At 62.8% G+C, this 26,538-nt stretch carries 26 protein-coding genes and 1 pseudogene; 18 read left to right on the plus strand and 9 right to left on the minus strand.

Annotation, left to right across the window (positions count from 1 at the left end):
* Positions 1-82 precede the first annotated feature (82 nt).
* The 4 genes and pseudogenes from coaBC to argB all read left to right on the plus strand — a co-directional run bounded on the left by coaBC (position 83) and on the right by argB (position 4,203).
* A complete protein-coding gene (coaBC, locus tag DV532_RS24680) occupies positions 83-1,294 on the plus strand; it encodes a bifunctional phosphopantothenoylcysteine decarboxylase/phosphopantothenate--cysteine ligase CoaBC (RefSeq protein WP_003253409.1) in 1,212 nt (403 codons plus the stop codon).
* Positions 1,295-1,299: 5 nt separating this feature from the next.
* The gene (gene dut, locus DV532_RS24685; protein WP_043199816.1) at positions 1,300-1,755 is read left to right on the plus strand and encodes a dUTP diphosphatase; all 456 of its coding nucleotides are present in this window, start codon (positions 1,300-1,302) and stop codon (positions 1,753-1,755) included.
* Between the two features lie 144 nt (positions 1,756-1,899).
* Positions 1,900-3,267: pseudogene (locus DV532_RS24690) on the plus strand (phosphomannomutase/phosphoglucomutase); the annotation flags it as partial.
* 30 nt (positions 3,268-3,297) lie between these two features.
* Entirely contained in the window at positions 3,298-4,203 is a 906-nt protein-coding gene (gene argB, locus DV532_RS24695) for an acetylglutamate kinase (RefSeq protein WP_056794002.1), read from the plus strand.
* 178 nt (positions 4,204-4,381) lie between these two features.
* On the opposite strand, the gene pyrE is transcribed toward argB, so the two are convergent.
* Entirely contained in the window at positions 4,382-5,023 is a 642-nt protein-coding gene (gene pyrE, locus DV532_RS24700) for an orotate phosphoribosyltransferase (protein WP_003253405.1), read from the minus strand.
* A gap of 80 nt (positions 5,024-5,103) precedes the next feature.
* Between pyrE and DV532_RS24705 the strand changes: the two genes are divergently transcribed.
* Positions 5,104-5,883, plus strand: coding sequence for an exodeoxyribonuclease III (locus tag DV532_RS24705; protein WP_056793999.1), 780 nt, complete (start codon positions 5,104-5,106; stop codon positions 5,881-5,883).
* Positions 5,884-5,913: 30 nt separating this feature from the next.
* Here the strand turns inward: DV532_RS24705 and DV532_RS24710 are convergent, their stop codons facing one another.
* Both DV532_RS24710 and rph read right to left on the minus strand, forming a co-directional pair.
* Positions 5,914-6,282, minus strand: a complete 369-nt coding sequence (locus tag DV532_RS24710) for a DUF4870 domain-containing protein (protein ID WP_056793997.1) — start codon at positions 6,280-6,282, stop codon at positions 5,914-5,916.
* Positions 6,283-6,305: 23 nt separating this feature from the next.
* On the minus strand, positions 6,306-7,028 hold the full coding sequence (gene rph / locus DV532_RS24715; RefSeq protein WP_056793995.1) for a ribonuclease PH: 723 nt from the start codon (positions 7,026-7,028) through the stop codon (positions 6,306-6,308).
* A 228-nt stretch (positions 7,029-7,256) separates the two neighbouring features.
* Between rph and DV532_RS24720 the strand changes: the two genes are divergently transcribed.
* Both DV532_RS24720 and gmk read left to right on the plus strand, forming a co-directional pair.
* Positions 7,257-8,120 (plus strand): YicC/YloC family endoribonuclease, encoded by an 864-nt coding sequence (locus tag DV532_RS24720; protein WP_056793992.1) that lies wholly within the window; start codon positions 7,257-7,259, stop codon positions 8,118-8,120.
* Positions 8,121-8,133: 13 nt separating this feature from the next.
* Complete coding sequence (gene gmk / locus DV532_RS24725; protein ID WP_056793990.1) at positions 8,134-8,754, plus strand: guanylate kinase; 621 nt, start codon at positions 8,134-8,136, stop codon at positions 8,752-8,754.
* A 133-nt stretch (positions 8,755-8,887) separates the two neighbouring features.
* On the opposite strand, the gene DV532_RS24730 is transcribed toward gmk, so the two are convergent.
* From DV532_RS24730 to DV532_RS24740, 3 genes are all read right to left on the minus strand, one after another.
* On the minus strand, positions 8,888-10,429 hold the full coding sequence (locus tag DV532_RS24730) for an APC family permease (protein ID WP_056793989.1): 1,542 nt from the start codon (positions 10,427-10,429) through the stop codon (positions 8,888-8,890).
* A 112-nt stretch (positions 10,430-10,541) separates the two neighbouring features.
* Entirely contained in the window at positions 10,542-11,315 is a 774-nt protein-coding gene (locus tag DV532_RS24735; RefSeq protein WP_056793985.1) for a gamma-glutamyl-gamma-aminobutyrate hydrolase family protein, read from the minus strand.
* 4 nt (positions 11,316-11,319) lie between these two features.
* Positions 11,320-12,702 carry a glutamine synthetase family protein gene (locus DV532_RS24740; RefSeq protein WP_056793983.1) on the minus strand — a complete coding sequence of 461 codons (1,383 nt, stop codon included), beginning with the start codon at positions 12,700-12,702 and terminating at the stop codon, positions 11,320-11,322.
* Positions 12,703-12,908: 206 nt separating this feature from the next.
* Here DV532_RS24740 and DV532_RS24745 point away from each other — a divergent pair, with 206 nt between their 5' ends.
* The 5 genes from DV532_RS24745 to DV532_RS24765 all read left to right on the plus strand — a co-directional run bounded on the left by DV532_RS24745 (position 12,909) and on the right by DV532_RS24765 (position 17,610).
* The gene (locus DV532_RS24745; RefSeq protein WP_056793981.1) at positions 12,909-13,781 is read left to right on the plus strand and encodes a LysR family transcriptional regulator; all 873 of its coding nucleotides are present in this window, start codon (positions 12,909-12,911) and stop codon (positions 13,779-13,781) included.
* 203 nt (positions 13,782-13,984) lie between these two features.
* A complete protein-coding gene (gene rpoZ, locus DV532_RS24750; protein ID WP_003253383.1) occupies positions 13,985-14,248 on the plus strand; it encodes a DNA-directed RNA polymerase subunit omega in 264 nt (87 codons plus the stop codon).
* A gap of 59 nt (positions 14,249-14,307) precedes the next feature.
* Positions 14,308-16,416 carry a bifunctional GTP diphosphokinase/guanosine-3',5'-bis pyrophosphate 3'-pyrophosphohydrolase gene (spoT, locus tag DV532_RS24755; RefSeq protein ID WP_056793980.1) on the plus strand — a complete coding sequence of 703 codons (2,109 nt, stop codon included), beginning with the start codon at positions 14,308-14,310 and terminating at the stop codon, positions 16,414-16,416.
* Positions 16,417-16,439: 23 nt separating this feature from the next.
* The gene (locus DV532_RS24760; protein WP_003253379.1) at positions 16,440-16,820 is read left to right on the plus strand and encodes a RidA family protein; all 381 of its coding nucleotides are present in this window, start codon (positions 16,440-16,442) and stop codon (positions 16,818-16,820) included.
* Positions 16,821-16,878: 58 nt separating this feature from the next.
* Entirely contained in the window at positions 16,879-17,610 is a 732-nt protein-coding gene (locus tag DV532_RS24765) for a hypothetical protein (RefSeq protein ID WP_056793978.1), read from the plus strand.
* A 120-nt stretch (positions 17,611-17,730) separates the two neighbouring features.
* Here DV532_RS24765 and DV532_RS24770 read toward each other — a convergent pair whose 3' ends face one another.
* The gene (locus DV532_RS24770) at positions 17,731-18,588 is read right to left on the minus strand and encodes an SDR family oxidoreductase (protein ID WP_056793976.1); all 858 of its coding nucleotides are present in this window, start codon (positions 18,586-18,588) and stop codon (positions 17,731-17,733) included.
* A gap of 188 nt (positions 18,589-18,776) precedes the next feature.
* Between DV532_RS24770 and exbB the strand changes: the two genes are divergently transcribed.
* From exbB to DV532_RS24800, 6 genes are all read left to right on the plus strand, one after another.
* Positions 18,777-19,712 (plus strand): tonB-system energizer ExbB, encoded by a 936-nt coding sequence (gene exbB, locus DV532_RS24775; protein ID WP_056793974.1) that lies wholly within the window; start codon positions 18,777-18,779, stop codon positions 19,710-19,712.
* A 3-nt stretch (positions 19,713-19,715) separates the two neighbouring features.
* Positions 19,716-20,144 (plus strand): TonB system transport protein ExbD, encoded by a 429-nt coding sequence (gene exbD / locus DV532_RS24780; protein ID WP_027592145.1) that lies wholly within the window; start codon positions 19,716-19,718, stop codon positions 20,142-20,144.
* Positions 20,141-20,872 (plus strand): energy transducer TonB, encoded by a 732-nt coding sequence (locus DV532_RS24785; protein ID WP_056793972.1) that lies wholly within the window; start codon positions 20,141-20,143, stop codon positions 20,870-20,872. The genes exbD and DV532_RS24785 overlap by 4 nt, the downstream gene beginning before the upstream one ends.
* Before the next feature lie 94 nt (positions 20,873-20,966).
* Positions 20,967-21,893 (plus strand): hydrogen peroxide-inducible genes activator, encoded by a 927-nt coding sequence (locus DV532_RS24790; RefSeq protein WP_056793970.1) that lies wholly within the window; start codon positions 20,967-20,969, stop codon positions 21,891-21,893.
* A gap of 3 nt (positions 21,894-21,896) precedes the next feature.
* Positions 21,897-23,975, plus strand: a complete 2,079-nt coding sequence (gene recG / locus DV532_RS24795; protein ID WP_056793968.1) for an ATP-dependent DNA helicase RecG — start codon at positions 21,897-21,899, stop codon at positions 23,973-23,975.
* A gap of 78 nt (positions 23,976-24,053) precedes the next feature.
* A complete protein-coding gene (locus tag DV532_RS24800) occupies positions 24,054-25,457 on the plus strand; it encodes an aminoacyl-tRNA deacylase and HDOD domain-containing protein (RefSeq protein WP_056793966.1) in 1,404 nt (467 codons plus the stop codon).
* A gap of 128 nt (positions 25,458-25,585) precedes the next feature.
* Here the strand turns inward: DV532_RS24800 and DV532_RS24805 are convergent, their stop codons facing one another.
* On the minus strand, positions 25,586-25,960 hold the full coding sequence (locus DV532_RS24805; RefSeq protein ID WP_056793965.1) for a hypothetical protein: 375 nt from the start codon (positions 25,958-25,960) through the stop codon (positions 25,586-25,588).
* Positions 25,961-26,107: 147 nt separating this feature from the next.
* Positions 26,108-26,407: an HU family DNA-binding protein gene (locus DV532_RS24810; RefSeq protein ID WP_056793963.1), complete on the minus strand. Its 300-nt coding sequence runs from the start codon at positions 26,405-26,407 to the stop codon at positions 26,108-26,110.
* Positions 26,408-26,538 lie beyond the last annotated feature (131 nt).

Here is a 26,538-nt window from a genome sequence, read left to right on the forward strand (position 1 = left end):
CTATTTCGCCTCGTACATGCGACGTACTGCCGCAGGCATTTTCAAACGTCGCCGCCCGCTCTCACTGGAAAAAGGCAAGCCTATGCAGCGGCTGTATCGCAAGCGCATCGTTCTCGGCGTAGGTGGCGGCATTGCCGCCTACAAAAGCGCCGAGCTGATTCGCCGACTCCTGGAGCACGGCGCGCAGGTGCGCGTCGTCATGACCCGCGGTGGTGCGGAGTTCATCACCCCGCTGACCCTGCAGGCGCTGTCGGGCCACCCGGTGCACATGGACCTGCTCGACCCTGCCGCCGAAGCGGCCATGGGCCACATCGAACTGGCCAAGTGGGCCGACCTGGTGCTGATCGCCCCGGCCACCGCCGACCTCATGGCGCGCATGGCCCAAGGCATGGCCGATGACCTGTTGACCACCCTGGTGCTGGCCACCGACGCCACCGTTGCCGTGGCCCCGGCCATGAACCAGGCCATGTGGCGCGACCCGGCCACCCAGGCCAACCTCGAGCTGCTCAAGAGCCGCGGCATCCAGGTGTTTGGCCCAGCGTCCGGCAGCCAGGCCTGTGGCGACGTAGGCCTGGGCCGCATGCTTGAAGCCACCGACCTGGCCTGGTGCGCAGCGGAAAGCTTCAAGCGCCAGGCACTGACCGGCAAGCACGTGCTGATCACCGCCGGCCCGACCCAGGAAAACATCGACCCGGTGCGCTACATCACCAATCATAGCTCTGGCAAGATGGGCTTCGCCCTGGCCGAAGCGGCTGCCGAAGCCGGGGCTCGGGTTACCCTCGTCACCGGCCCGGTGCACCTGCCGACCCCCGATCGGGTCAGCCGCATCGACGTGGTCAGCGCGCGGGACATGCTCGCGGCGTGTGAAGCGGCCATGCCGTGCGACCTGTTCATCGCCTCGGCGGCGGTCGCGGACTACCGCCCAGAAGTCGTTGCCACGCAAAAACTCAAGAAAGATCCTACGACCGGCGACGGCATGCTGCTGCAGATGGTGCGCAATCCCGATATCCTTGCCACCATCGCTGGCCGCGCCGACCGCCCGTTCAGCGTCGGCTTCGCCGCCGAAACCGAACACTTGCTCGATTACGCCACGCGCAAGCTCAAGGACAAGAACCTCGACCTGATCGTCGCCAATGATGTGGCTAACCCCAGCATCGGCTTCAACAGCGAAGAAAACGCCTTGACCGTGATCGACCGCCAGCAGCACCAGACCCTCTTCGCGCAGACCAGCAAGGGCAAGATCGCCCGACAACTGGTCGCCTTCATCGCCGAACGGCTCAACCAGGTTCAATAAGTTCCATGCACGCTCTTCAAGCCAAGATCCTCGACCCACGCCTGGGTACCGAATTCCCTCTGCCGACGTACGCCACCCCCGGCTCTGCCGGCCTGGACCTGCGCGCCCTGCTCAAGGAAGACACTGTCCTCGAGCCAGGCCAGACCCTGCTGATCCCTACCGGCCTGTCGATCTATATCGGCGACCCAGGCCTGGCCGCGATGATCCTGCCGCGCTCCGGCCTGGGCCATAAGCACGGCATCGTGCTGGGCAACTTGGTCGGGCTGATCGACTCGGACTACCAAGGCGAACTGATGGTGTCGTGCTGGAACCGCGGCAACACCCCCTTCACCATCGCGGTTGGCGAGCGTATCGCCCAGCTGGTGCTGGTACCGGTGGTACAGGCCCACTTCGACATCGTCGAGGCATTCGATGAAAGCCAGCGGGGCGCTGGCGGCTTTGGGCACTCCGGCAGCCACTGAGCCGACAGATGACCGTTCAGGCCAAGGATGGCGAACTCTCTGGCGAAACCACCGTCCAAGCGTTCAGTTTGCGCCTGCCCAGAAAGCCTTTGACTAATGGAGTTTCCAGAGATGAACGACATGGCCCACCTGGTCCCCGCCGCATTGCCAGACAGCATCTTCCGCGCGTATGACATCCGCGGCGTGGTCGGCAAGACCCTTCATGCCGAAACCGCCTACTGGATCGGCCGCGCCATCGGCGCGCAGAGCCTTGCCCAGGGCGAGCCCCAGGTTTCGGTTGGCCGCGATGGCCGCCTGTCCGGCCCGATGCTGGTCGAACAACTGATCCAGGGCCTGGTCGACGCCGGCTGCCAGGTCAGCGACGTCGGCCTGGTACCCACCCCGGCCCTGTACTACGCCGCCAACGTGCTGGCCGGCAAGTCGGGGGTGATGCTGACCGGTAGCCACAACCCATCGGACTACAACGGGTTCAAAATCGTCATTGCCGGTGACACCCTGGCCAACGAACAGATCCAGGCCCTGCTGACCCGCCTGAAAACCAATGACCTGACCCGCGCCACAGGCCGCGTGGAAAGGGTCGAGATCCTTGACCGCTACTACCAGCAAATTGTCGACGACGTGAAGCTGGCCAAGAAGCTCAAGGTGGTGGTGGACTGCGGCAACGGTGCCGCAGGCGTGATTGCACCGCAGCTGATCGAAGCCCTGGGCTGCGAAGTGATCCCGCTGTTCTGCGAGGTCGACGGCAACTTCCCCAACCACCACCCAGACCCGGGTAAACCGGAAAACCTCGAAGACCTGATCGCCAAGGTCAAGGAAACCGGTGCCGATATCGGCCTGGCCTTCGACGGTGACGGCGACCGCGTCGGTGTGGTGACCAACACCGGCAGCATCGTCTACCCCGACCGCCTGTTGATGTTGTTTGCCCAGGACGTGCTGTTGCGCAACCCGGGCGCCGAGATCATCTTCGACGTCAAATGCACTCGCCGCCTCACCCCGCTGATCGAACAGCTCGGTGGCCGTGCACTGATGTGGAAAACCGGCCACTCACTGATCAAGAAGAAGATGAAGCAAACCGGCTCGCTGCTGGCTGGCGAGATGAGCGGTCACATCTTCATCAAGGAACGCTGGTACGGTTTCGACGACGGCATTTACAGCGCCGCGCGCCTGCTGGAGATCCTCAGCAAGGCCGGACAGAGCGCCGAAAACCTGTTCGCCGCCTTCCCAAACGATATTTCCACGCCGGAAATCAATATTGATGTGACCGACGAGGGTAAATTCAGCATCATTGATGCACTGCAACGCGATGCCGCCTGGGGCGAAGCCAACCTGACCACCATCGACGGGGTACGGGTTGATTACGCCCACGGCTGGGGCCTGGTACGTGCCTCCAACACCACACCGGTGCTGGTGCTGCGCTTCGAGGCCGACAGCGACACCGAGTTGCAACGTATCAAGGATGTTTTCCGCACCCAGTTGCTACGGGTTGAGCCTGAGCTGCAACTGCCGTTCTGACCGACTATCTGTTCCTTACAGGAGCCCTGCATGACCCTCGATCGCGATGCCGCTTCCCATGTAGCCGAGGTTTTGTCCGAAGCACTGCCTTACATCCGCCGCTTTGTCGGCAAGACCTTGGTGATCAAGTACGGCGGCAACGCGATGGAGAGCGAGGAGCTCAAAACCGGTTTCGCCCGTGACATCGTGCTGATGAAAGCTGTGGGCATCAACCCAGTGGTGGTCCACGGTGGTGGCCCGCAGATCGGCGACCTGCTCAAGCGCCTGTCGATCGAAAGCCACTTCATCGACGGCATGCGCGTCACCGACTCGGCGACCATGGACGTGGTGGAGATGGTGCTGGGTGGCCAGGTCAACAAGGACATCGTCAACCTTATCAACCGTCATGGCGGCAGCGCCATCGGCCTGACCGGCAAGGACGCGGAGCTGATTCGCGCTCGCAAGCTGACCGTTAGCCGCAAGACGCCAGAGATGACCACCCCGGAGATCATCGACATCGGCCATGTCGGCGAAGTGGTGAGCGTGAACACCGACCTGCTCAACATGCTGGTGAAGGGCGACTTCATCCCGGTGATCGCGCCGATTGGCGTAGGTGCCAACGGTGAGTCGTACAACATCAACGCCGACCTGGTGGCAGGCAAGGTGGCAGAGGCGCTCAAGGCCGAGAAGCTGATGCTGCTGACCAATATCGCCGGCCTGATGGACAAGCAGGGCCAGGTACTGACCGGCCTGACCACCGAGCAGGTCAACGAGCTGATCGCTGACGGCACCATCTATGGCGGCATGCTGCCGAAGATCAAGTGCGCGCTGGATGCGGTGCAGGGCGGCGTGAACAGCTCGCACATCATCGACGGCCGCGTGCCGAACGCGGTGCTGCTGGAGATCTTCACCGACAGCGGCGTAGGTACCCTGATTACCAACCGCAAGCCACGCTGATCGATCGGTTAGCCTGCACTGGCCTCTTCGCGGGTAAACCCGCTCCCACAGGATTTCACAGCCCTCAAGGGCAGTGTTGGACCGGTGGGAGCGGGTTTACCCGCAATAGGGCCGGAACAGGCGATACAAAAAAGGCGACCTTCACATAAAGGTCGCCTTTTTCATTTCCAGGCCAGGATCAGATCCCGTACTGCGCCCGATACGCCTCGACAGCTGGCAGATGCTGCTTCAGCTGTGGGTCATCGGCCAGGAACTCCAGCACCTGAGTCAGCGAGACGATGCTGACCACCGGGATACCGAAGTCACGCTCCACTTCCTGGATCGCCGACAGCTCGCCATTGCCACGCTCTTCGCGGTTCAGCGCGATCAGCACGCCCGCGGCCTTGGCCTGCTGGGCGTTGATGATTTGCATGACCTCGCGGATGGCGGTACCGGCAGTGATCACGTCGTCGATGATCAGCACGTCACCGGCCAGCGGTGCGCCGACCAGGCTGCCACCTTCACCATGGTCCTTGGCTTCTTTGCGGTTGAAGCACCATGGCACGTCGAGCTGATGTTGGTCAGCCAGCGCCACCGCAGTAGTTGCCGCCAGGGGGATACCCTTGTAGGCCGGGCCGAACAGCACATCGAACGGGATCTTGCTGTCGACGATGGCGGCGGCGTAGCAACGCCCCAGCTCGGCCAGTGCGGAGCCCGTGTTGAACAGGCCGGCGTTGAAGAAATACGGGCTGGTACGGCCCGATTTCAGGGTGAATTCACCGAAACGCAGTACCCCGCGATCGATGGCAAAACGGATAAAGTCGCGCTGATACGGCTGCATGAATAGTCCCGGACACCACGGATTTAGCTAAATGGGTTGAGCTCGGGTATCATACACGCACGAGATTTTTGGGGCCATTTATGCGGATCATCAGTGTGAACGTAAATGGCATTCAGGCTGCGGCCGAGCGTGGTTTGCTCAGCTGGCTACAAGCCCAGAATGCCGACGTCATCTGCCTTCAGGATACCCGCGCCTCGGCCTTTGAACTCGACGACCCAGCTTTCCAGCTCGATGGCTATTTCCTTTATGCCTGCGACGCGGAGGTGCCTGCCCAAGGGGGTGTGGCCCTGTATTCGCGCATGCAGCCCAAGGCAGTCATCACCGGCCTGGGCTTCGAGACAGCCGACCGCTACGGGCGTTACCTGCAAGCAGATTTCGACAAAGTCAGTATTGCCAGCCTGCTGTTGCCTTCGGGCATGAACGGCGACGACGACTTGAACCAAAAGTTCAAGTTGATGGACGACTTCGCCAAGTACCTGGACAAGCAGCGTCGCAAGCGTCGCGAATACATCTACTGCGGCTCGTTCTACGTGGCGCAGCAGAAGCTCGACATCAAAAACTGGCGTGACAGCCAGCAGTCGCCAGGCTTCCTGGCGCCGGAGCGCGCCTGGATGGATGCGATTACCGGCGAGATGGGTTATGTCGATGCCCTGCGCGAAGTCAGCCGTGAAGGTGACCAGTACAGCTGGTGGCCGAACAACGAGCAGGCCGAGATGCTCAACCTGGGCTATCGGTTCGACTACCAGATCCTCACCCCAGGCCTGCGCCGCTTCGTGCGCAACGCTCGCCTGCCGCGCCAGCCGCGCTTCTCCCAGCATGCGCCGCTGATCGTGGACTATGACTGGACGTTGACCATCTAAAAGGCATGGGGCCGCTTTGCGGCCCCAGCTTTATTTGATCGGCCGCCAGATCAGCGGGTAGCGATACGGCTTGCCCTCATTCGCCCGCACCGCGGCAATGATGATCAAGATCATCACCGCGACCATCAGCATGGCGAACAGCACCAGCCCGATAAACACGAACATCAGCAAGAAGCAGATGAAGCCGGCAATGGTTACGCTGATCTGAAAATTCAGCGCCTCTTTGCCCTGGGCGTCGATAAAAGGGTCTTGCTCGCGCTTGAGGTGCCACAGCACCAGCGGGCCCAGCAAGTGCCCGAGCGGCACCACCAGGCCCAGCAGCGCGGAGAGGTGGCAGAACATCGCCCACTGCCGGACATCGGCATTGGGCGGGGTGATCGACAGGTTCGAATCGCTCATGCCCCGCTCCTCCGTGGCTGGGTTCAGTCGGCCAGTGCGGCCTGCTGCAGTTCGAAGATTTCAGCCATGCCTTTCTGCGCCAGGGCGAGCATGGCGTTGAGTTCTTCAGGCTGGAACGGCGCGCCTTCGGCAGTACCCTGCACTTCGATGAAACCACCGGCGCTGGTCACGACCACGTTCAGGTCGGTCTCGGCAGCGGAGTCTTCCAGGTAGTCCAGGTCGAGCACGGCTTCGCCCTGATACATACCCACCGACACAGCGCCAATCATGTGCTTGAGCGGGTTGCCGCCCTTCAGGCCGCCGCGCTTCTTGATCACCGCCAAGGCGTCACACAGCGCAACCATGGCACCGGTGATGGACGCGGTACGGGTGCCACCGTCGGCCTGGATCACGTCGCAGTCGACGTACAGGGTGATGTCACCCAGCTTGCTCATGTCCAGCGCAGCGCGCAGCGAGCGACCGATAAGACGTTGGATTTCCAGGGTACGACCACCCTGCTTGCCACGGCTGGCTTCGCGCTGGTTACGCTCGCCGGTGGAGCGCGGCAGCATGCCATATTCGGCAGTCAGCCAGCCTTGGCCCTGGCCTTTGAGGAAGCGCGGCACACCGTTTTCCACGCTGACCGTGCAAATAACCTTGGTGTCACCGAACTCGACCAGTACCGACCCTTCGGCGTGCTTGGTGTAGTTGCGGGTGATGCGGATCGAGCGGAGCTGATCGGCGGCGCGACCACTTGGACGTTTCATCTGGGATACCTGTACTGGGACTTGAATCTGCCGAGCATTATAGAGCCCGCGGCCCGGGGAAGACATGCCTATTGTCGCACCCCACACAGCCCGTCGCCTTTTCCTGCTGCCGTGACCACCCCTCTGTAACATAGGTGGATTGGGCGCCAAGGCCCCACTGCGCTACAATCCTGCGCCTTGCAGCCGAGAGGCTGCCACCGTTCATTACATCTACGCGAGGTACTCCCCATGGTGCATAGCATGACCGCTTTTGCTCGTGTCGAGCGCGCCGGCAGCCAAGGCACCCTGGTCTGGGAGCTGCGCTCGGTCAACCACCGTTACCTGGAGCCACACCTGCGCTTGCCCGAGGCCCTGCGCGACCTCGAAGGCGCCGTGCGTGAAGGCCTGCGCCAAGGGTTGTCGCGGGGCAAGGTGGAATGCACCTTGCGCCTCAACGAAGAGAGCAATGGCAAGCCGCTGAAGGTGGACCGCGAGCGCGCCGCGCAACTGGTTGCCGCCGCCGAGGAAGTGGCCGGCCTGATCAAGCAGCCGGCACCGCTGAACCCGCTGGAAGTGCTGTCGTGGCCAGGCGTGCTGGTGGCCGACGCCAGCGACCCGCAGGCGCTGAACGCCGAAGCCATGGCACTGTTCGACGAAGCACTGGCCGAGCTCAAGGCCGGGCGCCAGCGTGAAGGCCAGGAACTGGCCCGGCTGATCAACGAACGCCTGGACAACATGGCCAGCGAAGTGACCACCCTGCGCGCCCTGGTGCCGCAGATGCTGGCGGCACAGCGGCAAAAGATCCTCGACCGCTTCGGCGACATGCAGGCCGAACTCGACCCGCAGCGCCTGGAGCAGGAGATGGTATTGCTGGCCCAGAAAAGCGACGTGGCTGAGGAACTCGACCGCCTCAGCACCCACGTCACCGAAGTGCGCCGTGTGCTCAAGGGTGGCGGTGCCGCCGGCCGACGCCTGGACTTCCTGATGCAGGAACTCAACCGTGAGGCCAACACCCTCGGTTCCAAGGCCTTTGACCCACGCAGCACGCAAGCGGCGGTCAACCTGAAGGTATTGATCGAACAGATGCGTGAACAAGTACAGAACATCGAGTAAGGCCACCCCGACCATGAACCACAGCAGCGGCACCCTCTACATCGTTTCGGCCCCTTCCGGCGCCGGCAAGACCAGCCTGGTCACCGCCTTGACCAAGGACGACCAGCAAATCCGCGTCTCGGTCTCGCATACCACCCGCGCCATGCGCCCAGGCGAGCAGCACGGGGTGAACTACCACTTCGTCGTCCACGAGGAATTCAGGGCACTGATCGCGCAAGGTGATTTTTTGGAACACGCCGAGGTGTTCGGCAACTTCTACGGCACCTCGCGCAGCGCGTTGCAGCAAACCCTGGACCAGGGTTACGACCTGATCCTGGAAATCGACTGGCAAGGCGCCCAGCAGGTACGCAAGCTGATGCCGCAGGCGCTGTCGGTGTTCATCCTGCCGCCGAGCCAGGAAGCGCTGCGCCAGCGCCTGGACGGTCGCGGGCAAGACAGCGAAGAGATCATTGCCGGGCGCATGAAAGAAGCGGTCAGCGAAATGGTGCACTACGACGAGTACGACTACGTGATCATCAACGATGATTTCGACACCGCGCTGGAAGACTTGAAGGCGGTGTTCCGCTCGAATCGCCTGTTGCTGAAGAAACAGCAACAGCGTCATGCGGCGTTGCTGAAGCAAATGATCGGCTGAAGATCTATGGGGCCTCTTCGAGGCCCTATCGCGACACAAGGCCGCTCCTACAGGAGTTCGCGCAAGCCTGACGAACGCGATCTGTTGTAGGAGCGGCCTTGTGTCGCGAAAGGGGCGCAAAGCGCCCCCAGCTTTATTCCTGCAATGGCAAGGTAGCCTGCTGACGCAGGGTTGCCCCCAGGAAATATGCCGGCGCGCGCATGCGCGACAGCATCATCAGGGCGATACCGAGCACCGAGATGATCGCGGCAATCACGAACACCAACCCCAGCCCGCCTACATGCGAGCCGCTGCCGAAGTCCGGCGAGGCGCTGTCGATGGCAGTACGCGCGAAGATCACCGACAAAATCACCCCCCCCACCAGCGGGCACAGGCCGCGCATGATGAAGTGGCGCAGGCTGTCGAACAGGCTGGCGCGGAAATACCAAACGCAAGCGAACGCGGTCAGCGAATAGTAGAAGCAGATCATCATGCCCAGCGCGGTGATGGTATCTGCCAGCACGTTTTCGCTCAGGGTACGCATGGTCACGTAGAACAGGCCCGCTGCCAAGCCGGCGCAAATGGTGGCGTAACGCGGGGTTTGCGAGCGCGGGCAGACGCTGGCGAACTTCGGCGGCACCGCACCGTAGTAACCCATGGCCAACAGGGTACGCGCCGGCGCCACGAAGGTCGACTGCAGCGACGCCGCCGTGCTGGCCAACACAGCGATGGACATCAGGATCGCCAGCGGCCCCATGACCGGGCCAGCCAGATGGGCAAACACGTTTTCCTGGATGCGCGGGTTGTTCAGGCCCAGGCCCGTTTCACTGATACCGGCAAATTGCAGGGTGGCGATGGCGGTGAACAGGTACAGGCCGAGGATCAACATCACGGTCCAGGTGGCGGCTTTGCCCGGCACCTCTTCACTGCCCACCGACTCTTCGCTGACGGTCAGGCATGTATCCCAGCCCCAGAAAATGAAGATCGACAGCGACAGACCGGCGGCAAAAGCCGAGAACGACTCGACGCCGAACGGGTTGAACCAGGCGAAATCGAATTCCAGCGGTGGCTGCGCGGCGGTGCTGCCGAAGGCGGCGAAGGCAAAGCCAATCAGCACCAGCAACTGCAAGGCCACCAAGCCGTACTGCACGGTCATGGTGGTGGCTATGCCGCGACAGCAGATCCACACCGCCAAGGCGATGAACACGCAGCACGTGCTGATGTTGATCAACAGGTTGTCGGCCAACGCCGCCAGCTCATGCTTGCCGGTGATCTGGCCAAGGAACAGGTAGAAGAAGTCGACCGCCACCCCTGCCAGGTTCGACAGCACGATCGTGGTAGCAACCACCAGCCCCCAGCCACCAATCCAGCCGATCATTGGGCCGAAGGCACGCGCCGACCAGGTAAACGAAGTACCGCTATCTGGCTCCGCCGAGTTCAGTTCGCGGTAGCCCAGCGCCACCAGCAACATCGGCAGGAAGCCAACGATGAACACGGCTGGCAGGTGCGCACCCACTTCACGCACGGTCGGGCCAAGGGCGCCGGTCAAGGTATAGACCGGGGCGATGGTAGAAATGCCCAGCACCACGCTGGCCAGCAGGCCAAGGCGGCCTTTGGCCAAGCCTTTGCTGCGCTGGGTGTTGCCCGCTTCGGCTGCCACATCGGGTGGGCGGCCAGCTTCTGTGTAATTGCTCATGAGTATTTGCCGTAAATTTTGGAATTGTTTTCACAGGCCTTGTGCCAAGGCCCGCTTTCACTCATTGAAAGCTTGCTGCAGGGGACGAGTCATCCGAGACCTTCGGGTGACGTCAGCGTACGCTCTGGCGCTCACCCTCCCGTGCCGCATAGGCAATGCAGGCCTCACGAAAAGCCTGAAACAGGCGTAGGGAGACCGGGTTTTCGCTAAATCGCCACTCAGGGTGCCACTGCACGCCAAGCACAAAGCCTGGCGCATCCGGCATCGACACCGCTTCAATCAGGCCATCCGGGGCCCGTGCCTCGACGCGCAGGCCGGGAGCCAGGCGGTCGATGCCCTGGCTGTGCAGCGAGTTGACCTCGAACTGCGGCGCCAGGCCCAGGCGCTCGAACAACCCGCCAGGCTCAATGCCGACCGGGTGACGAGGGCCGTATTGCACCTCCAGCGGTGCTTCCTCAGGTTCACGGTGATCCAGGTAGCCAGGCAGTTCCTGCACCCGCTGGTGCAAGCTGCCACCCAGCGCCACATTCAATTCCTGAAAGCCACGGCAGATGCAAAACACCGGTACACCAGCAGCAATGGCCGCCTGCAGCAGCGGCAGGGTCAGCCGATCGCGTGCCAGATCGTGCCGGGTACCTGCCGCGCTGGGGGCGCCATTGTAATGATGCGGTTCGATATTTGAAGGCGAGCCGGTAAAAACAATGCCGTGCAGACGGGCCAGCAGCGCCTGCGTGTCGCTGCCCCCGTCACGAGCCGGCAAGATCAGTGGCAAGCCGGCAAAGCCGGCCGCCTCGACATACTTGTCGCCTACCGTGTGCGACGAGTTCTTCCCCACCTGCTGGCGGCAGGCGCTGACACCGATCAAGGGGACCGCATTTGCGCTCATGGGCTTACACCGTGTGCAGGTACCAGTTGTACTCAAGGTCGGAAATCGACACTTCGAATTCGGCCAGTTCGCTTTCCTTGCAGGCCACGAAGATATCGATGTAGTCCGGGCTGATGTATTGGTTGAGAACTTCGCTGTCGTCCAGCGCGCGCAGGGCATCGCGCAGGTTGTTGGGCAGGCTCTGCTCCAGCTGTTCGTAGGAGTTACCCTCGATCGGCGCCTCTGGCTCGACCTTGTTGGTCAGGCCGTGATGAACACCGGCGAGGATCGCCGCAAGCATCAGGTACGGGTTGGCGTCGGCACCCGCTACGCGGTGCTCGAGGCGCACGTTGTCGCTGTTATCAGTCGGCACACGGACCGCCACGGTGCGGTTGTCCAGGCCCCAACTTGGCGCGTTGGGCACGTAGAACTGCGCGCCGAAGCGGCGGTAGGAATTGATGTTCGGGCAAAGGAAAGCCATCGACGCCGGCATGGTTTCCAGCACACCACCGATGGCGTGGCGCAGCGCATCGCTTTGCAGCGGGTCGTCGCAGGCGAAAATGTTCTTGCCGGTTTTCTTGTCCAGCAAAGAAATGTGCACGTGCAGGCCGTTGCCAGCCTGGCCCGGGTAGGGCTTGGCCATGAACGTCGTGTCCATTTCATGGTCGTAGGCAACGTTTTTGATCAGGCGCTTGAGCAGGATCGCGTAGTCGCAGGCCTTCAGTGGGTCGGCCACGTGGTGCAGGTTGACCTCGAACTGCGCCGGGGCGCTTTCCTTGACGATCGCGTCGGCAGGCAGGCCCTGCTCCTTGGCCGCTTCCAGCATGTCCTGCAAGCAGTCGGCGTATTCATCGAGGTCGTCGATCAAGTACACCTGGGTCGACTGCGGGCGCTTGCCGGAAATCGGCGAACGCGGCGGCTGTGGGCGGCCGTTGAGGTTGTCCTGGTCGATCAGGTAGAACTCCAGCTCGAACGCCGCACAAATGGTCAGGCCCAGGTCGTCGAACTTGCTCACTATCTGGCGCAGCACTTCACGCGGGTCGGCGAAGAACGGTTTGCCTTCGATCTCGTGCATGGTCATCAGCAGCTGGGCGGTGGGGCGCTTCTGCCACGGCTCGTCCGACAGCGTGCCGGGGATCGGGAAGCAGATGCGGTCGGCATCACCGATATCCAGGCCAAGGCCGGTGCTTTCGACGGTGGAACCGTTGATGTCCAGGGCGAACAGCGATGCCGGCAGGTTGATGCCCCTTTCGTACACCTTGTGCAGGCTGGCCCGCTCGATGCGCTTGCCACGTACCACGCCGTTCATGTCGGAGATCAGTAGGTCAACGTACTGCGTGTCCGGATGGGCCTGGAGGAAGTCATTCATCTCGCTGGAAGAACTGGCGCACGGGGTTACCGACGTCATGGCTGTACATCCTATGATTTGCTGCGGCGATGTGGGGATACGGCTGGCGCCTCACGGGCGACGATGGTTGCAGCTGTTGTTGTTTTCACTTTCCCATCGTGGGGATTGGTTGCCCGACCGGACGCATTGATTCCGGGGGGCCGTTTCACTATAAAATGGCCCTGACGCAACAGACATTGGCAATTCGGCAAGCAGAGCGTGCACCAATGCAATATCAGATTACCCACGCCGACCTCTCCCTGGTCCTGGCACTGGAACGTGGTCGCTCGCTGGCGAAGGCCGCCGAGCTGCTCAAAGTCGACGTTTCGACCGTTTTCCGCTCGATCCGCCGGCTAGAATCGGCACTCGGTACTGCGCTGTTTGTAAAAAGCCGCAAAGGCTACCTGCCAACCGACACTGCCCAGGCCTTGGCCGAACAGGCCGAACGTGCCGAACAGGCGCTGGAGGCGGCGCGTATTGCCATGACCAGTGGCGAACAAGTGGTCAGCGGCACGGTGCGCCTGACCTGTACCGAGGCGGTGATGCACAGCCTGCTGCTGCCGGCACTGGCCGAATTCATGCCCAACTACCCGGCCCTGTCGCTGGAGATGGGCACTTCCAACACCTTCGCCAACCTCAGCCGGCGCGACGCCGACATTGCCCTGCGCCTGACCAACACGCCGCCGGAGCACCTGGTGGGCCGCAACCTGGGGTCCACCTCCTACGTGGTCTGCGGCCAGCCGCAGTGGCGTGAGCGCCTGGCCGAGGCGCCCGCCAGCGTGCCGTGGATTGCCCCCGACGACTCGATGCAGGATCACCCCACCGTGGTCTGGCGCAACCAGCAGCACCCGGGGTTGAGCCCGCGCTACCAGTGCAGCGGCATGTCGACCATCGCCCAGCTGGTCACCGCCGGGCTGGGCGTGGCGGCGCTGCCGGACTACATGGTGCACGCACTGCCCGGCGTGGATGCCCTGACCGGGCCGCTGCCGGGTTGCGATACCCAATTGTGGTTGCTGACCAGGCCAGATTGCCGGGCATTGCGCTCGGTACAGACTTTGTTCGAAGAGCTGACCCCGCGGTTGCGCGGCGCGATGCTCTGAGGTTATCGTCAGGCTCATGCGGTAGGGTGTCTGTTCCGCCCCTTTCGCGGGCACACCCGCGCCAAGGGCGCCCGCGAACAAGCGAACAGCGGTCCACCCCGACAAAACAGCGCTTCCCTATTGGCTGGTGATTTTTTAAACTATCGAGTCCGCCTGCCCATTATTGGGCTGCACGCCCACCGCATTTGCTACTGAGGAAGACCATGGCCCGCGTAACTGTTGAAGACTGCCTGGAACACGTGGATAACCGCTTTGAGCTGGTCATGCTCTCGACCAAGCGCGCTCGCCAGCTGGCGACCGGCGGCAAAGAGCCACGCGTAGCGTGGGAAAACGACAAGCCAACCGTTGTAGCCCTGCGTGAAATCGCCGAAGGCATCGTCACCAACGAGTTCATCGCCGCTGAAGAGATCGTCACCGAGGATCCGGTCTTCGCCGCGTTCGAGGACGAGAACAACGAGGCTGTCTGATTGATGCCAGGTCGACGTCGTACGGCGCAAGGCCCTCTTCCTCGGCAGGAGGTGAACCCATGCCGGGTATAGAAGCTTTGGCCGAACGGCTGTCGACCTATCTTGGCCCCGAACAGGTCAACCTGGTTCGGCGCGCCTATTTCTACGCCGAACAGGCCCACGATGGGCAGCGCCGCCGCAGTGGCGAACCCTACGTGACCCACCCGCTGGCCGTGGCCAGTATCCTCGCCGACATGCACATGGACCATCAGAGCCTGATGGCGGCCATGCTGCACGACGTGATCGAAGACACCGGCATCGCCAAGGAAGCCCTCAGCCAGCAATTTGGCGAGACGGTGGCTGAACTGGTCGATGGGGTCAGCAAGCTGACCCAGATGAACTTCGAGACCAAGGCCGAGGCGCAAGCTGAAAACTTCCAGAAAATGGCCATGGCCATGGCCCGCGATATCCGCGTGATCCTGGTCAAGCTGGCCGACCGCCTGCACAACATGCGCACCCTGGAAGTGCTGTCCGGCGAAAAACGCCGGCGCATCGCCAAGGAAACCCTCGAAATCTATGCCCCCATCGCCAACCGCCTGGGGATGCACACCGTGCGCGTGGAGTTCGAGGACCTCGGCTTCAAGGCCATGCACCCGATGCGCTCGTCGCTGATTCACCGGGCGGTGAAAAGCGCACGCGGCAACCGTAAAGAGATCGTCGCCAAGATCGAACACTCGCTGGCCAACTGCCTGGCTGCCGACGGCATTCAGGGCGAGGTCAGCGGCCGGCAGAAACACCTCTATGGCATCTACAAGAAGATGCGTGGCAAGCGCCGCGCCTTCAACGAAATCATGGACGTGTACGCCTTCCGCATCATCGTCGACAAAGTCGACACTTGCTACCGCGTGCTCGGCGCCGTGCACAACCTGTACAAGCCGCTGCCCGGTCGCTTCAAGGATTACATCGCGATCCCCAAGGCCAACGGCTACCAGTCGTTGCACACCACGCTGTTCGGCATGCACGGCGTCCCCATCGAAATCCAGATCCGCACCCGCGAAATGGAAGAGATGGCCAACAACGGCATTGCCGCACACTGGCTGTACAAGTCCAATGACGAAGAGCAGCAAAAGGGTAGCCACGCCCGCGCCCGCCAGTGGGTCAAGGGCATCCTCGAGCTGCAGCAACGTGCGGGCAACTCGCTGGAATTCATCGAGAGCGTGAAGATCGACCTGTTCCCGGACGAGGTCTACGTGTTCACGCCAAAAGGCCGCATCATGGAGCTGCCCAAAGGCTCCACGGCCGTCGACTTCGCCTACGCGGTGCACACCGACGTTGGCAACAGTTGCATCGCCTGCCGCATCAACCGCCGCCTGGCACCGCTGTCCGAACCGCTGCAAAGCGGCTCGACGGTGGAAATCGTCAGCGCCCCGGGGGCACGGCCGAACCCGGCCTGGCTCAACTTCGTGGTTACCGGCAAGGCGCGCACGCATATCCGCCACGCGCTCAAGCAGCAGCGTCGCTCCGAGTCCATCAGCCTGGGCGAGCGCCTGCTGAACAAAGTGCTCACCGGCTTCGACAGTAGCCTGGAGAAGATCCCCGAGGAGCGTATCCAGGCAATCCTCGCCGAGTACCGCCTGGAAGTGATCGAAGACCTGCTCGAGGACATTGGCCTGGGCAACCGCATGGCCTACGTGGTGGCGCGCCGCCTGCTGTCGGCCGACGGCGAGCAGCTGCCGGCGCCAGAAGGCCCGCTGGCGATCCGCGGTACTGAAGGCCTGGTGCTGAGCTACGCCAAGTGCTGTACGCCGATCCCGGGTGACCCGATCGTCGGCCACCTCTCGGCCGGCAAGGGCATGGTGGTGCACTTGGAAAACTGCCGCAACATCAGTGAAATCCGCCACAACCCAGAGAAGTGCGTACAACTCTCCTGGGCCAAGGACATCACCGGCGAGTTCAATGTCGAGCTGCGGGTCGAACTGGAGCACCAGCGCGGCCTGATCGCGCTGCTGGCCAGCAGCGTCAACGCCGCCGACGGCAACATCGAGAAGATCAGCATGGACGAACGCGACGGCCGTATCAGCGTGGTCCAACTGGTGGTCAGCGTGCACGACCGTGTGCACCTGGCGCGTGTGATCAAGAAGCTGCGTACCCTGACCGGTGTGGTCCGCATCACCCGCATGCGTACGTAGTCCGCCAACCGCAAGGAGTCATCATGAGCAAGACCGTCATCAACAGCGACAAGGCCCCTGCCGCCATCGGCACCTACTCGCAGGCGATCAAGGCCGGCAACACCGTGTACATGTCGGGCCAGATCCCGCTGGACCCAAAGACCATGGAACTGGTCGAAGGCTTCGAAGCGCAGACCGTGCAGGTGTTCGAGAACCTCAAAGCCGTGGCTGAAGCCGCTGGCGGTTCGTTCAAGGACATCGTCAAGCTGAACATCTTCCTCACCGACCTGAGCCACTTCGCCAAGGTCAACGAGGTGATGGGCCGCTACTTCGAGCAGCCGTACCCGGCCCGCGCCGCCATTGGCGTTGCCGCGCTGCCAAAAGGCTCCCAGGTCGAAATGGACGCCATCCTGGTCATCGAATGATGCCGCGGTGACGGGCGCCCTGCCCGTCACCTTCCCTTCTCTGCAAGGTTACCCCGTCATGCGTCAAGCATTGCCCCTCGCGCTGGCAGCCCTGCTACTGGGCGGCTGCGCCAGCCACAAACCCGAAGATTTCAACGGTACCTGGATCAACCAGGACGCCATCACTGCGGCCGTCAAGGGCGGCAGCCTGCGCCAGGCGCTCAATGAGCACGGTCCGGTGTTCGAGTGGAAGCTCGACGTCACCAACCAGCAGGCCAGCTTCAGTAATGGTTTCGAGGCGGCCGACGGCCAGCTGAGCGCCAATGACAAGCAGTGGCAGGCCAGCTTCCAGGGCGGCCAAACCGAGCAACTGTCGCTCGATGGCAATAAACTGCAAGCCGTCGATCAACGCGGCGCCAAACAGACCTTCGTGCGCACCAAGGCGCCAGCAGCGGCCAATGCGCCACTGGGCAGCAGCTTCGAGAAGGCGCTGTACCAGGCCTACTTGGGCGGCAGCTGGAAGATCATCGAAGGCCAAGGCAAAGGGGCCAGCGTCAGCTTCAGCGATACGGGCAGCGTCACCGGCCTGCCAGGGCCAGACCGTTTCGCCCTGTGCCTGGCAGGCGACTGCGCGACCATGGGCGGCAGCAATGACAGCCTGTGGCTGGAGCGTAACCAGCGTGGTGCGCCGTTCATCCTCAAGCGCGATGGCGACACGCTGGAGATCTTCCAGGCAGTGAACCGTGCGCAGCCGGATGAAATGCCAGTGCTGGCGGCCGGCAAGCGCCAGTGGGTGCTGGAGCAGGACTGACCCCTGCTTCGAGCCCCGCCTCTTTTGGGGAGCAACGGTCTCGCTGGAACGCTGAAAGCCTGGGTAATCCTTGTGGCAGCGGCACGCCCGCTCCCACAGGGGACCGCATTAGGTTTGGCGCTAGTTTTTCCCCTCAAGGATCGCCGCATAGCCTTCCTTGTAACTCGGATACGCCGGCGCCCAACCCAACGCCCGCACCCGGGCATTGCTGCAGCGCTTGCTGCCGGTGCGCCGCACCCGCTGCTCATCGGACCATTCGGTAACACCCATGTACCCACGCAGCCAGGCCACCACATCGGCCAGCGGTGCCGGGTCGTCGTCCACGCCGATGTAGCAGGTGTCCAGCACCTTGCCAGCGGCATCGGCTTGCAACAAGAACGCTAACAGGCTGGCAGCATCTTCGGCATGAATGCGGTTGCCATACAGCGGCGGGTCTTCGGCCACGCAGTAGCCTTGGCGCACCTGGCTGAGCAGCCACTCACGGCCGGGGCCATAGATGCCAGTCAAGCGCACCACACTCGCCGGGATGCCGCTGGCCAGTGCCAGCCGCTCAGCCTCCAGCATCACCCGCCCGGAATAACCCTCTGGCTCGGTGGCCGCGCCTTCCTCGATCCACTCGCCCCCCTTCTGCGCATATACGCTGCTGCTGGAGACGAACAGCAAGCGACGCGGCCGCTGGTTGCGCTCGGCCAACCAGGCCAGCACATGGCGCAAGCCTTCGACATACGCCGCCTGGTAACCCGCCTCGTCGTGTTGGCTGGCCGCCACGCAGTACACCAGGTAGTCCAACGCACCCTGTGGCCAGGCTTGCGGTATCGATGAATCGGCCAGGTCCGCGGCAACCGGTTGCACGCCAGCAGGCAGCTGCCCAACCGAACGGCGCAGGCCGCTAACCTGCCAGCCGCGCGCCACCATCTGCCGCGCCAGGCGCCCACCTACATCACCACAACCCACCACCATTACGGAAAGGTCTGACATCTCTAAACTCCCTAGACCATTGATCAGCCCGGCCACGCTACAGGATGGGCGGTTAGACCATAGGCGAAAAAAGCAACAAGATTGCTTTTGTTAACAAGAATTACTTGCAATAATGGCCGCCAATTTGTTCTCGGCCTACCTCGAGGCCTTGGAGAACGCTCACTTTTTCTTCATCAGGTCCGGCCAGCATGACACGTAATCAACCTTCCGCTTCGCCAACCCCGTCGCGCGCCTGGCGCGCCATCGCCGCGCTGACGCTCAGCTTGGTGCTGGCCCCGGTGGCCATGGCCGATGAGCCAACCGCCACTACCGCCACGCCTGCTGCCGCTACTGCACCTGCGGCTCCAGCCGCTGCCCCGGCTGCCGCCCCGGTTGCGGTAGACCCAAGCGTTGAAGCGCTGGTTGAAGACACTTCCCTGGGCATGGCCCACGACTTGTCCCCATGGGGCATGTACAAGAACGCCGACATCGTGGTGAAGATCGTCATGATCGGCCTGGCCATCGCTTCCATCATCACCTGGACCATCTGGATTGCCAAAGGCTTCGAACTGATGGGCGCCAAGCGACGCCTGCGGGGTGAAATTGCCCAACTGAAGAAATCGGCCAGCCTGAAAGAGGCCAGAGATGTCTCCAACAAGGAAGGCACCCTGGCCCACACCTTGGTTCACGACGCCCTCGAAGAAATGCGCCTGTCGGCCAACGCCCGCGAAAAAGAAGGTATCAAAGAACGCGTAAGCTTCCGCCTGGAGCGCCTGGTGCACGCCAGCGGCCGGACCATGAGCAGCGGCACCGGGGTACTCGCCACCATCGGTTCCACCGCGCCATTCGTCGGCCTGTTCGGTACCGTTTGGGGCATCATGAACAGCTTCATCGGCATCGCCAAGACCCAAACCACCAACCTGGCCGTGGTCGCCCCTGGTATCGCCGAAGCCCTGCTGGCCACCGCCTTGGGCCTGGTCGCTGCAATCCCGGCCGTAGTCATCTACAACGTCTTCGCACGCTCCATCGCCGGCTACAAGGCCCAAGTGTCCGACGCCTCCGCCCAAGTGCTGCTGCTGGTCAGCCGTGACCTGGACCACCAGGGCAGCGAGCGCGCCGTCCCGCACATGGTGAAAGTGGGGTAAGCCATGGGCCTGCATCTCAACGAAGGTGGCGACGACCTCGCCGAAAACCACGAAATCAACGTTACGCCGTTCATCGACGTGATGCTGGTGTTGCTGATCATCTTCATGGTGGCAGCGCCCTTGGCCACGGTCGACATCAAGGTCGACCTGCCGGCCTCAACTGCCAAACCGGCACCGAGGCCCGAGAAACCGGTGTTTGTCAGCGTCAAGGCCGACCAGAAGCTGTATGTCGGCGACGATCAGGTCTCTGCCCCCGACCAGCTTGGCCCGATGCTCGACGCCAAGACCAAGGGTGACAAGGAAACCACCATCTTCTTCCAGGCCGACAAAGGTGTGGATTACGGTGACCTGATGGAAGTGATGAACAACATGCGCGCGGCCGGCTACCTGAAAGTCGGTCTGGTAGGTCTCGAGACGGCAGCCAAGAAATGACAAAACCGCGCTCAAACGTGGCGCGCTACGGTGGCAGCCTGGCGATCGTGCTGGGCGTGCACGTGGTCGCCGTGCTGCTGACGCTCAACTGGTCGGTGCCCCAGGCCATCGAGCTGCCCCCGGCAGCCATGATGGTCGAGCTGGCACCGTTGCCAGAACCTGCGCCACCACCCCCTCCAAAAGCAGCGCCGCAGCCACCGGCACCGGTCGAAGAACCGCCCTTGCCAAAGCTGGCGGAGGCGCCCAAACCGAAAATCGCCATCGCCAAGCCGCCCAAGCCAAAGGCCAAGCCCCAGCCGCCGAAGCCCGAGAAAAAGCCTGAGCCGCCCAAGGAAGCACCACCCACCGAGCAAACGGTAGACGCACCGCCCAGCAATACGCCACCGCAGAAGTCTGCGGCACCGGCACCGAGCATTGCGTCCAACAGCAACGCCCTGCCAACCTGGCAGAGCGACCTGCTGCGCCACCTGGCCAAGTACAAGCGTTACCCGGAAGACGCGCGCCGTCGCGGCCTGCAAGGCATCAACCGCCTGCGCTTCGTGGTCGACGCCGAAGGCAAGGTGGTGTCTTACGCCATGGCTGGGGGTTCGGGCAGTGCAGCCCTGGACCGAGCGACCCTGGAAATGATCCGTCGGGCCGGCACGGTACCCAAGCCGCCACCCGAGTTGCTGAACAACGGCACCATCGAAGTGGTGGCACCGTTCGTCTACTCGCTGGACCGCCGCTGAGACTTTTGTTTCTGTCACAAATCGGCAAGTCTGATAACGTGCGTCTATCGATTGCAGCCGCTATGCTGGGCCCGCAACTTCATGGACGCACGTTATGACCCTCACAGAATTACGCTACATCGTCACACTCGCCCAGGAACAGCACTTCGGCCATGCCGCCGAACGCTGCCACGTGAGCCAGCCGACCCTGTCGGTCGGTGTGAAGAAGCTCGAGGATGAGCTTGGCGTGTTGATCTTCGAGCGCAGCAAGAGCGCAGTACGCCTGACCCCAGTCGGCGAAAGCATCGTCGCCCAGGCACAAAAGGTTCTGGAGCAGGCCCAGGGCATTCGCGAGCTGGCCCAGGCCGGTAAAAACCAGCTGACCGCCCCGCTCAAGGTCGGTGCCATCTACACCGTCGGCCCCTACCTGTTCCCCCACCTGATCCCGCAACTGCACCGCGTAGCGCCGCAGATGCCGCTGTACATCGAAGAAAACTTCACCCACGTGCTGCGCGAGAAGTTGCGCAACGGCGAACTGGACGCGGTGATCATCGCCCTGCCGTTCAACGAAGCCGACGTGCTGACCCTGCCGCTGTACGACGAACCGTTCTGCGCCCTGATGCCAGCCGACCACCCTTGGACGGCGAAAAAGACTATCGACACCGCCATGCTCAACGACAAGAGCCTGCTGCTGCTCGGTGAGGGCCACTGCTTCCGCGACCAGGTACTGGAAGCCTGCCCGACCCTGAACAAGGGCGGTGAAGGTTCCAGGCACACCACGGTCGAGTCCAGCTCATTGGAAACCATCCGCCACATGGTAGCCTCGGGCCTTGGCGTGTCGATCCTGCCGCTGTCGGCAGTCCACAGCCACCACTACGCCCCCGGCGTCATCGAAGTACGCCCGCTGACCGCACCGGCGCCGTTCCGCACCGTGGCCATCGCCTGGCGCGCCAGCTTCCCGCGGCCGAAGGCCATCGAGATTCTCGCCGACTCGGTCCGCCTGTGCTCGGTCGCCAAAACCCCTGCGGAACAACCGGCCTGAGCCATGAGTGAGCTGTCGAAGGTCCCGGTCACGGTCCTCAAAGGGGTGGGCGATGCCATGGCGGAAAAACTCGCCAAGGTCGGCCTGGAGAACCTGCAAGACGTGCTGTTCCACCTGCCGCTGCGCTACCAGGACCGCACCCGTGTGGTGCCGATCGGCCAACTGCGCCCGGGCCAGGATGCGGTAATCGAGGGGGTGGTCAGTGGTACCGACGTGACCATGGGCAAGCGCCGCAGCCTGGTGGTACGCCTGGGCGACGGCAGCGGCGTGCTGACGTTGCGCTTCTATCACTTCAGCAACGCGCAAAAAGAAGGCCTCAAGCGTGGCACCCACCTGCGCTGCTACGGTGAAGCCCGTCCCGGTGCATCGGGGTTGGAAATCTACCACCCTGAGTACCGCGCGCTGAATGGTGACGAGCCAGCACCACCGGTCGAACAGACCCTGACGCCGATCTACCCGTCCACCGAAGGCCTCACCCAACAACGGCTGCGGCAGTTGTGCCAGCAAAGCCTGGGCATGCTCGGCCCGCGCAGCCTACCCGACTGGCTGCCGGACGAGCTAGCCCGGGACTACCAGCTGGCGCCGCTGGACGACGCCATCCGCTACCTGCACAACCCACCGGCCGACGCCGACCTCGAAGAATTAGCTTTGGGCCATCACTGGGCTCAGCACCGCCTGGCCTTCGAAGAACTGCTGACCCATCAGCTGTCGCAGCAACGCCTGCGCGAAAGCCTGCGCAGCTTGCGTGCGCCGGTACTGCCCAAGGCCACCCGCCTGCAGGCACAATATTTAGCCAACCTGGGCTTCCAGCCGACCGGCGCGCAGCAACGGGTAGCCAACGAAATTGCCTATGACCTCAGCCAGCACGAACCGATGATGCGCCTGGTGCAAGGCGACGTTGGTGCCGGCAAGACCGTGGTTGCTGCCCTGGCCGCCCTGCAGGGCCTGGAGGCCGGTTATCAGGTTGCACTGATGGCGCCCACCGAGATCCTCGCCGAGCAGCACTACATCACCTTCAAACGCTGGCTGGAACCGCTGGGCATCGAAGTGGCCTGGCTGGCCGGCAAGCTCAAAGGCAAAGCCCGAGTCGCTGCCATGGAGCAAATCGCCAGCGGTGCGCCGATGGTGGTCGGCACCCACGCACTGTTCCAGGAGGAGGTGAAGTTCAAGCACCTGGCGCTGGCAATCATCGACGAACAGCACCGTTTTGGCGTGCAGCAACGCCTGGCCCTGCGCAAGAAGGGCGTGGCCGGCGAACTGTGCCCACACCAGTTGATCATGACCGCCACGCCAATTCCGCGCACCCTGGCCATGAGCGCCTACGCCGACCTGGACACTTCGGTACTCGACGAACTGCCACCCGGGCGCACCCCGGTGAATACGGTGCTAGTGGCCGATAGCCGCCGCTTCGAAGTGGTCGAGCGGGTACGCGCCGCCTGCGCCGAAGGCCGTCAGGCCTATTGGGTGTGCACCCTGATTGAAGAATCCGAAGAGCTGACCTGCCAGGCGGCCGAAAGCACCTACGAGGAGCTTGGCAGCGCGTTGGGCGAGCTTCGTGTAGGGCTGATCCACGGGCGTATGAAGCCGGCGGAAAAAGCCGAGATCATGGCCGAGTTCAAGGCCGGCAACCTTCAGTTGCTGGTAGCCACCACGGTCATTGAGGTGGGCGTGGACGTGCCTAACGCCAGCCTGATGATCATCGAGAACCCCGAACGCCTGGGCCTGGCCCAATTGCACCAGCTGCGCGGTCGGGTTGGCCGCGGCAGCGCCGTCAGCCATTGCGTGTTGCTCTACCACCCACCGCTGTCACAAGTCGGCCGCGAGCGCTTGGGGATCATGCGAGAAACCAACGACGGCTTCATCATCGCCGAGAAGGACCTGGAATTGCGTGGCCCAGGCGAGATGCTCGGCACCCGCCAGACCGGGCTGCTGCAGTTCAAGGTCGCCGACCTGATGCGTGATGCCGACCTGCTGCCGGCAGTGCGCGACGCCGCCCAGGCCTTGATCGCACGTTGGCCAGACCACGTCAGCCCACTGCTTGATCGCTGGCTGCGCCATGGCCAGCAATACGGCCAAGTGTGACGCTAGTCCCACAATGGATCCAGATTTGTCCCGAGGCTGGTTATACTTCGCGTTTAAAAGAATTAGTGGATACGGACCATGACTGAAGTTGCCCTGGACACCGCAACCCCACACGCACCCTCTGTCATCAGGCTGCTGCTCGACAAACTCGGCGTAGCCTACCGTGAGGTGGTCGAACATCCGCAACTGCCAGCGGCCTCACGGGTACAGGCCGTGCTGGTCGATGACGAGGTCGGCGCCATGATGGTGCTGTTCCCGCAGAGCCAGCTACTGGACCTGGACCGCCTGGCGGAACTGACCGGGCGCAAGCTCACTGCAGTGTCGGTACCGCGCCTGAAGCAGATGCTCGACAAACACCAGCTCAAGGCCCTGCCAGGCATCCCCGGGCTGACCAGTTCGCCGTGCCAGTACGAGAAAAGCCTGCTTGGCGTCGACACTGTGTACATCCAATCCGGTGAAGCCGGCCTGCTGCTGGAAATCGAGCACGCCCACTTCAAGCGCATGCTGGCCAAGGCTAGCGCCAGCAGCTTCGGCCAGGACGTCGAGGCCATCAACCCCAACCTCGACCGCCCCGATGACGACACTCGGGAAATCAGCCAGGCCGTCCAGGCGTTCACTGCCCGGCGCATCCAGAAGCGCCTGGAAGAAACCATCGAGATTCCACCGCTGGCCGACACCGCGCAAAAAATCATCAAGCTGCGGGTAGACCCTAATGCCAGCATCGATGACATCACCGGCGTGGTCGAAACCGACCCGGCGTTGGCGGCGCAGGTGGTGAGTTGGGCGGCATCGCCTTACTATGCCTCGCCGGGCAAGATCCGCTCGGTGGAGGACGCCATCGTCCGCGTGCTGGGCTTCGACCTGGTGATCAACCTGGCCCTGGGCCTGGCACTGGGCAAAACCCTGAGCCTGCCGAAAGATCAGCCGCAGCAGGCCACGCCGTACTGGCAGCAGTCGATCTACACCGCCGCAATCATCGAAGGCCTGACCCGCGCCATGCCCCGGGCGGAACGCCCCGAAGCCGGCCTTACCTACCTGGCTGGGCTGCTACACAACTTTGGCTACCTGCTGCTGGCGCACGTGTTCCCGCCGCACTTCTCGCTGATCTGCCGCCACTTGGAGGTCAACCCGCACCTGAACCACACCTATGTGGAACAGCACCTGCTGGGCATCAGCCGCGAACAGATCGGCGCTTGGCTGATGAAGCTGTGGGACATGCCGGAAGAACTGTCGACTGCGCTGCGCTTCCAGCACGACCCCGCCTATGACGGCGAGTATTCGGCATTCCCCAACCTGGTGTGCCTGGCGACTCGCCTGCTGCGCGCGCGGGGGATTGGCTCGGGGCCGCAGGAGGAGATTCCTGACCAATTGCTGGAGCGCTTGGGGATTACCCGGGACAAGGCCGATGATGCGGTGAATAAGGTGCTGGAGGCCGAGAGCCTGTTGCGCGAGTTGGCTTCGCAGTTCCACGCACCGCATTAAGCATTAGCGGATAACCTGTGGGAGCGGGCGGGCCCGCGAATCAAGCGACGCAGTGCATGGCACCGGCTGCGCCGGTGTTCGCGGGCACGCCCGCTCCCACAGTATGAGTCAGCAGGGTCTATTGGGTTTCAGCCCTTCTTCTTCGGCTTCAGGTACTTCATCAACCCCTGAAACCACATCACCAACGCCGGATTGCCCTTGATCTGGATGTTCTTGTCCTGAACCCCCTGCATGAACGCCAACTGCTTGTTGCCTGCCTGCATCGTGGCAAAGCCATAGGCCGCGTCCTTGAAGGCAATAGCAAAGGCCGGCTGCGGGTGGGCACCGCCTTTGCTGTTGATGCGCTCGTTGTTGACGATGAAGTGCCGGGCGACCTTGCCGTCCAGGGTCTGCATCTGGAACACCAGGTCCTTGCCCTTTAGCTGCTGCTGGAAAGCCGGATTGTTACGGCTGGCCCTGGCCATCAATAGCCCCATGGCCCAGAGAAGAAAGCGGAACTTCATCAGCGCGCCTCGAATAAAAAGTGACTAAGGCGCGCAGTCTATCCTTTTCCAGAACTATTTTTGCAAGTTCGCAACATTTTGCCTGCAGAAAGCACAGCGGGCGCCCTGGGGCGCCCGCTTGGCTGACACGGGGTTGTCAGGGAGCGATCACTTGCCTTTCTTGGCCGGCTTGGCGGGGGCGTTGACACTGTCGCGCAGGTTCTTGCCTGGCTTGAAGGCCACGGTATTGCTGGCCTTGATCTTGACCGGCTCACCGGTTTGCGGGTTTTTCCCGGTACGCGCGCCGCGATGACGTTTTTCAAAGGTGCCGAAACCGACCAGGGTCACTGTGTCCTTGTCCAAGGCACCGGTGATGCTGTCGAGAATCGCGTTCAAAACCTGATTGGCCTTTTCCTTAGTCAGATCGGCCTTTTCGGCAATGACGGCGGCGAGTTCTGGTTTGCGCATAGTGAAGCCTCTTTGACGGAATTCTTGTTGTTATGCCGTGCTGCCTTTGGGAGCAGCGCTCAAGGCACCGCAGGCTCTAATCTGCGGCAGACGGGAGTGAGGATGGCACGAGCATCGGGGCCGCGCCAGTA

This window comes from Pseudomonas sp. Leaf58 (assembly GCF_003627215.1).
In the GTDB taxonomy this organism is placed as follows: domain Bacteria; phylum Pseudomonadota; class Gammaproteobacteria; order Pseudomonadales; family Pseudomonadaceae; genus Aquipseudomonas.

Excerpts from the sequence above, each read along its gene's own strand:
- coaBC (WP_003253409.1), top strand. The coding sequence starts at position 83 with ATGCAGCGGCTGTATCGCAAGCGCATCGTTCTCGGCGTAGGTGGCGGC.
- dut (WP_043199816.1), top strand. The coding sequence starts at position 1,300 with ATGCACGCTCTTCAAGCCAAGATCCTCGACCCACGCCTGGGTACCGAA.
- argB (WP_056794002.1), top strand. The coding sequence starts at position 3,298 with ATGACCCTCGATCGCGATGCCGCTTCCCATGTAGCCGAGGTTTTGTCC.
- pyrE (WP_003253405.1), bottom strand. The coding sequence starts at position 5,023 with ATGCAGCCGTATCAGCGCGACTTTATCCGTTTTGCCATCGATCGCGGG.
- DV532_RS24705 (WP_056793999.1), top strand. The coding sequence starts at position 5,104 with ATGCGGATCATCAGTGTGAACGTAAATGGCATTCAGGCTGCGGCCGAG.
- DV532_RS24710 (WP_056793997.1), bottom strand. The coding sequence starts at position 6,282 with ATGAGCGATTCGAACCTGTCGATCACCCCGCCCAATGCCGATGTCCGG.
- rph (WP_056793995.1), bottom strand. The coding sequence starts at position 7,028 with ATGAAACGTCCAAGTGGTCGCGCCGCCGATCAGCTCCGCTCGATCCGC.
- DV532_RS24720 (WP_056793992.1), top strand. The coding sequence starts at position 7,257 with ATGGTGCATAGCATGACCGCTTTTGCTCGTGTCGAGCGCGCCGGCAGC.
- gmk (WP_056793990.1), top strand. The coding sequence starts at position 8,134 with ATGAACCACAGCAGCGGCACCCTCTACATCGTTTCGGCCCCTTCCGGC.
- DV532_RS24730 (WP_056793989.1), bottom strand. The coding sequence starts at position 10,429 with ATGAGCAATTACACAGAAGCTGGCCGCCCACCCGATGTGGCAGCCGAA.
- DV532_RS24735 (WP_056793985.1), bottom strand. The coding sequence starts at position 11,315 with ATGAGCGCAAATGCGGTCCCCTTGATCGGTGTCAGCGCCTGCCGCCAG.
- DV532_RS24740 (WP_056793983.1), bottom strand. The coding sequence starts at position 12,702 with ATGACGTCGGTAACCCCGTGCGCCAGTTCTTCCAGCGAGATGAATGAC.
- DV532_RS24745 (WP_056793981.1), top strand. The coding sequence starts at position 12,909 with ATGCAATATCAGATTACCCACGCCGACCTCTCCCTGGTCCTGGCACTG.
- rpoZ (WP_003253383.1), top strand. The coding sequence starts at position 13,985 with ATGGCCCGCGTAACTGTTGAAGACTGCCTGGAACACGTGGATAACCGC.
- spoT (WP_056793980.1), top strand. The coding sequence starts at position 14,308 with ATGCCGGGTATAGAAGCTTTGGCCGAACGGCTGTCGACCTATCTTGGC.
- DV532_RS24760 (WP_003253379.1), top strand. The coding sequence starts at position 16,440 with ATGAGCAAGACCGTCATCAACAGCGACAAGGCCCCTGCCGCCATCGGC.
- DV532_RS24765 (WP_056793978.1), top strand. The coding sequence starts at position 16,879 with ATGCGTCAAGCATTGCCCCTCGCGCTGGCAGCCCTGCTACTGGGCGGC.
- DV532_RS24770 (WP_056793976.1), bottom strand. The coding sequence starts at position 18,588 with ATGTCAGACCTTTCCGTAATGGTGGTGGGTTGTGGTGATGTAGGTGGG.
- exbB (WP_056793974.1), top strand. The coding sequence starts at position 18,777 with ATGACACGTAATCAACCTTCCGCTTCGCCAACCCCGTCGCGCGCCTGG.
- exbD (WP_027592145.1), top strand. The coding sequence starts at position 19,716 with ATGGGCCTGCATCTCAACGAAGGTGGCGACGACCTCGCCGAAAACCAC.
- DV532_RS24785 (WP_056793972.1), top strand. The coding sequence starts at position 20,141 with ATGACAAAACCGCGCTCAAACGTGGCGCGCTACGGTGGCAGCCTGGCG.
- DV532_RS24790 (WP_056793970.1), top strand. The coding sequence starts at position 20,967 with ATGACCCTCACAGAATTACGCTACATCGTCACACTCGCCCAGGAACAG.
- recG (WP_056793968.1), top strand. The coding sequence starts at position 21,897 with ATGAGTGAGCTGTCGAAGGTCCCGGTCACGGTCCTCAAAGGGGTGGGC.
- DV532_RS24800 (WP_056793966.1), top strand. The coding sequence starts at position 24,054 with ATGACTGAAGTTGCCCTGGACACCGCAACCCCACACGCACCCTCTGTC.
- DV532_RS24805 (WP_056793965.1), bottom strand. The coding sequence starts at position 25,960 with ATGAAGTTCCGCTTTCTTCTCTGGGCCATGGGGCTATTGATGGCCAGG.
- DV532_RS24810 (WP_056793963.1), bottom strand. The coding sequence starts at position 26,407 with ATGCGCAAACCAGAACTCGCCGCCGTCATTGCCGAAAAGGCCGATCTG.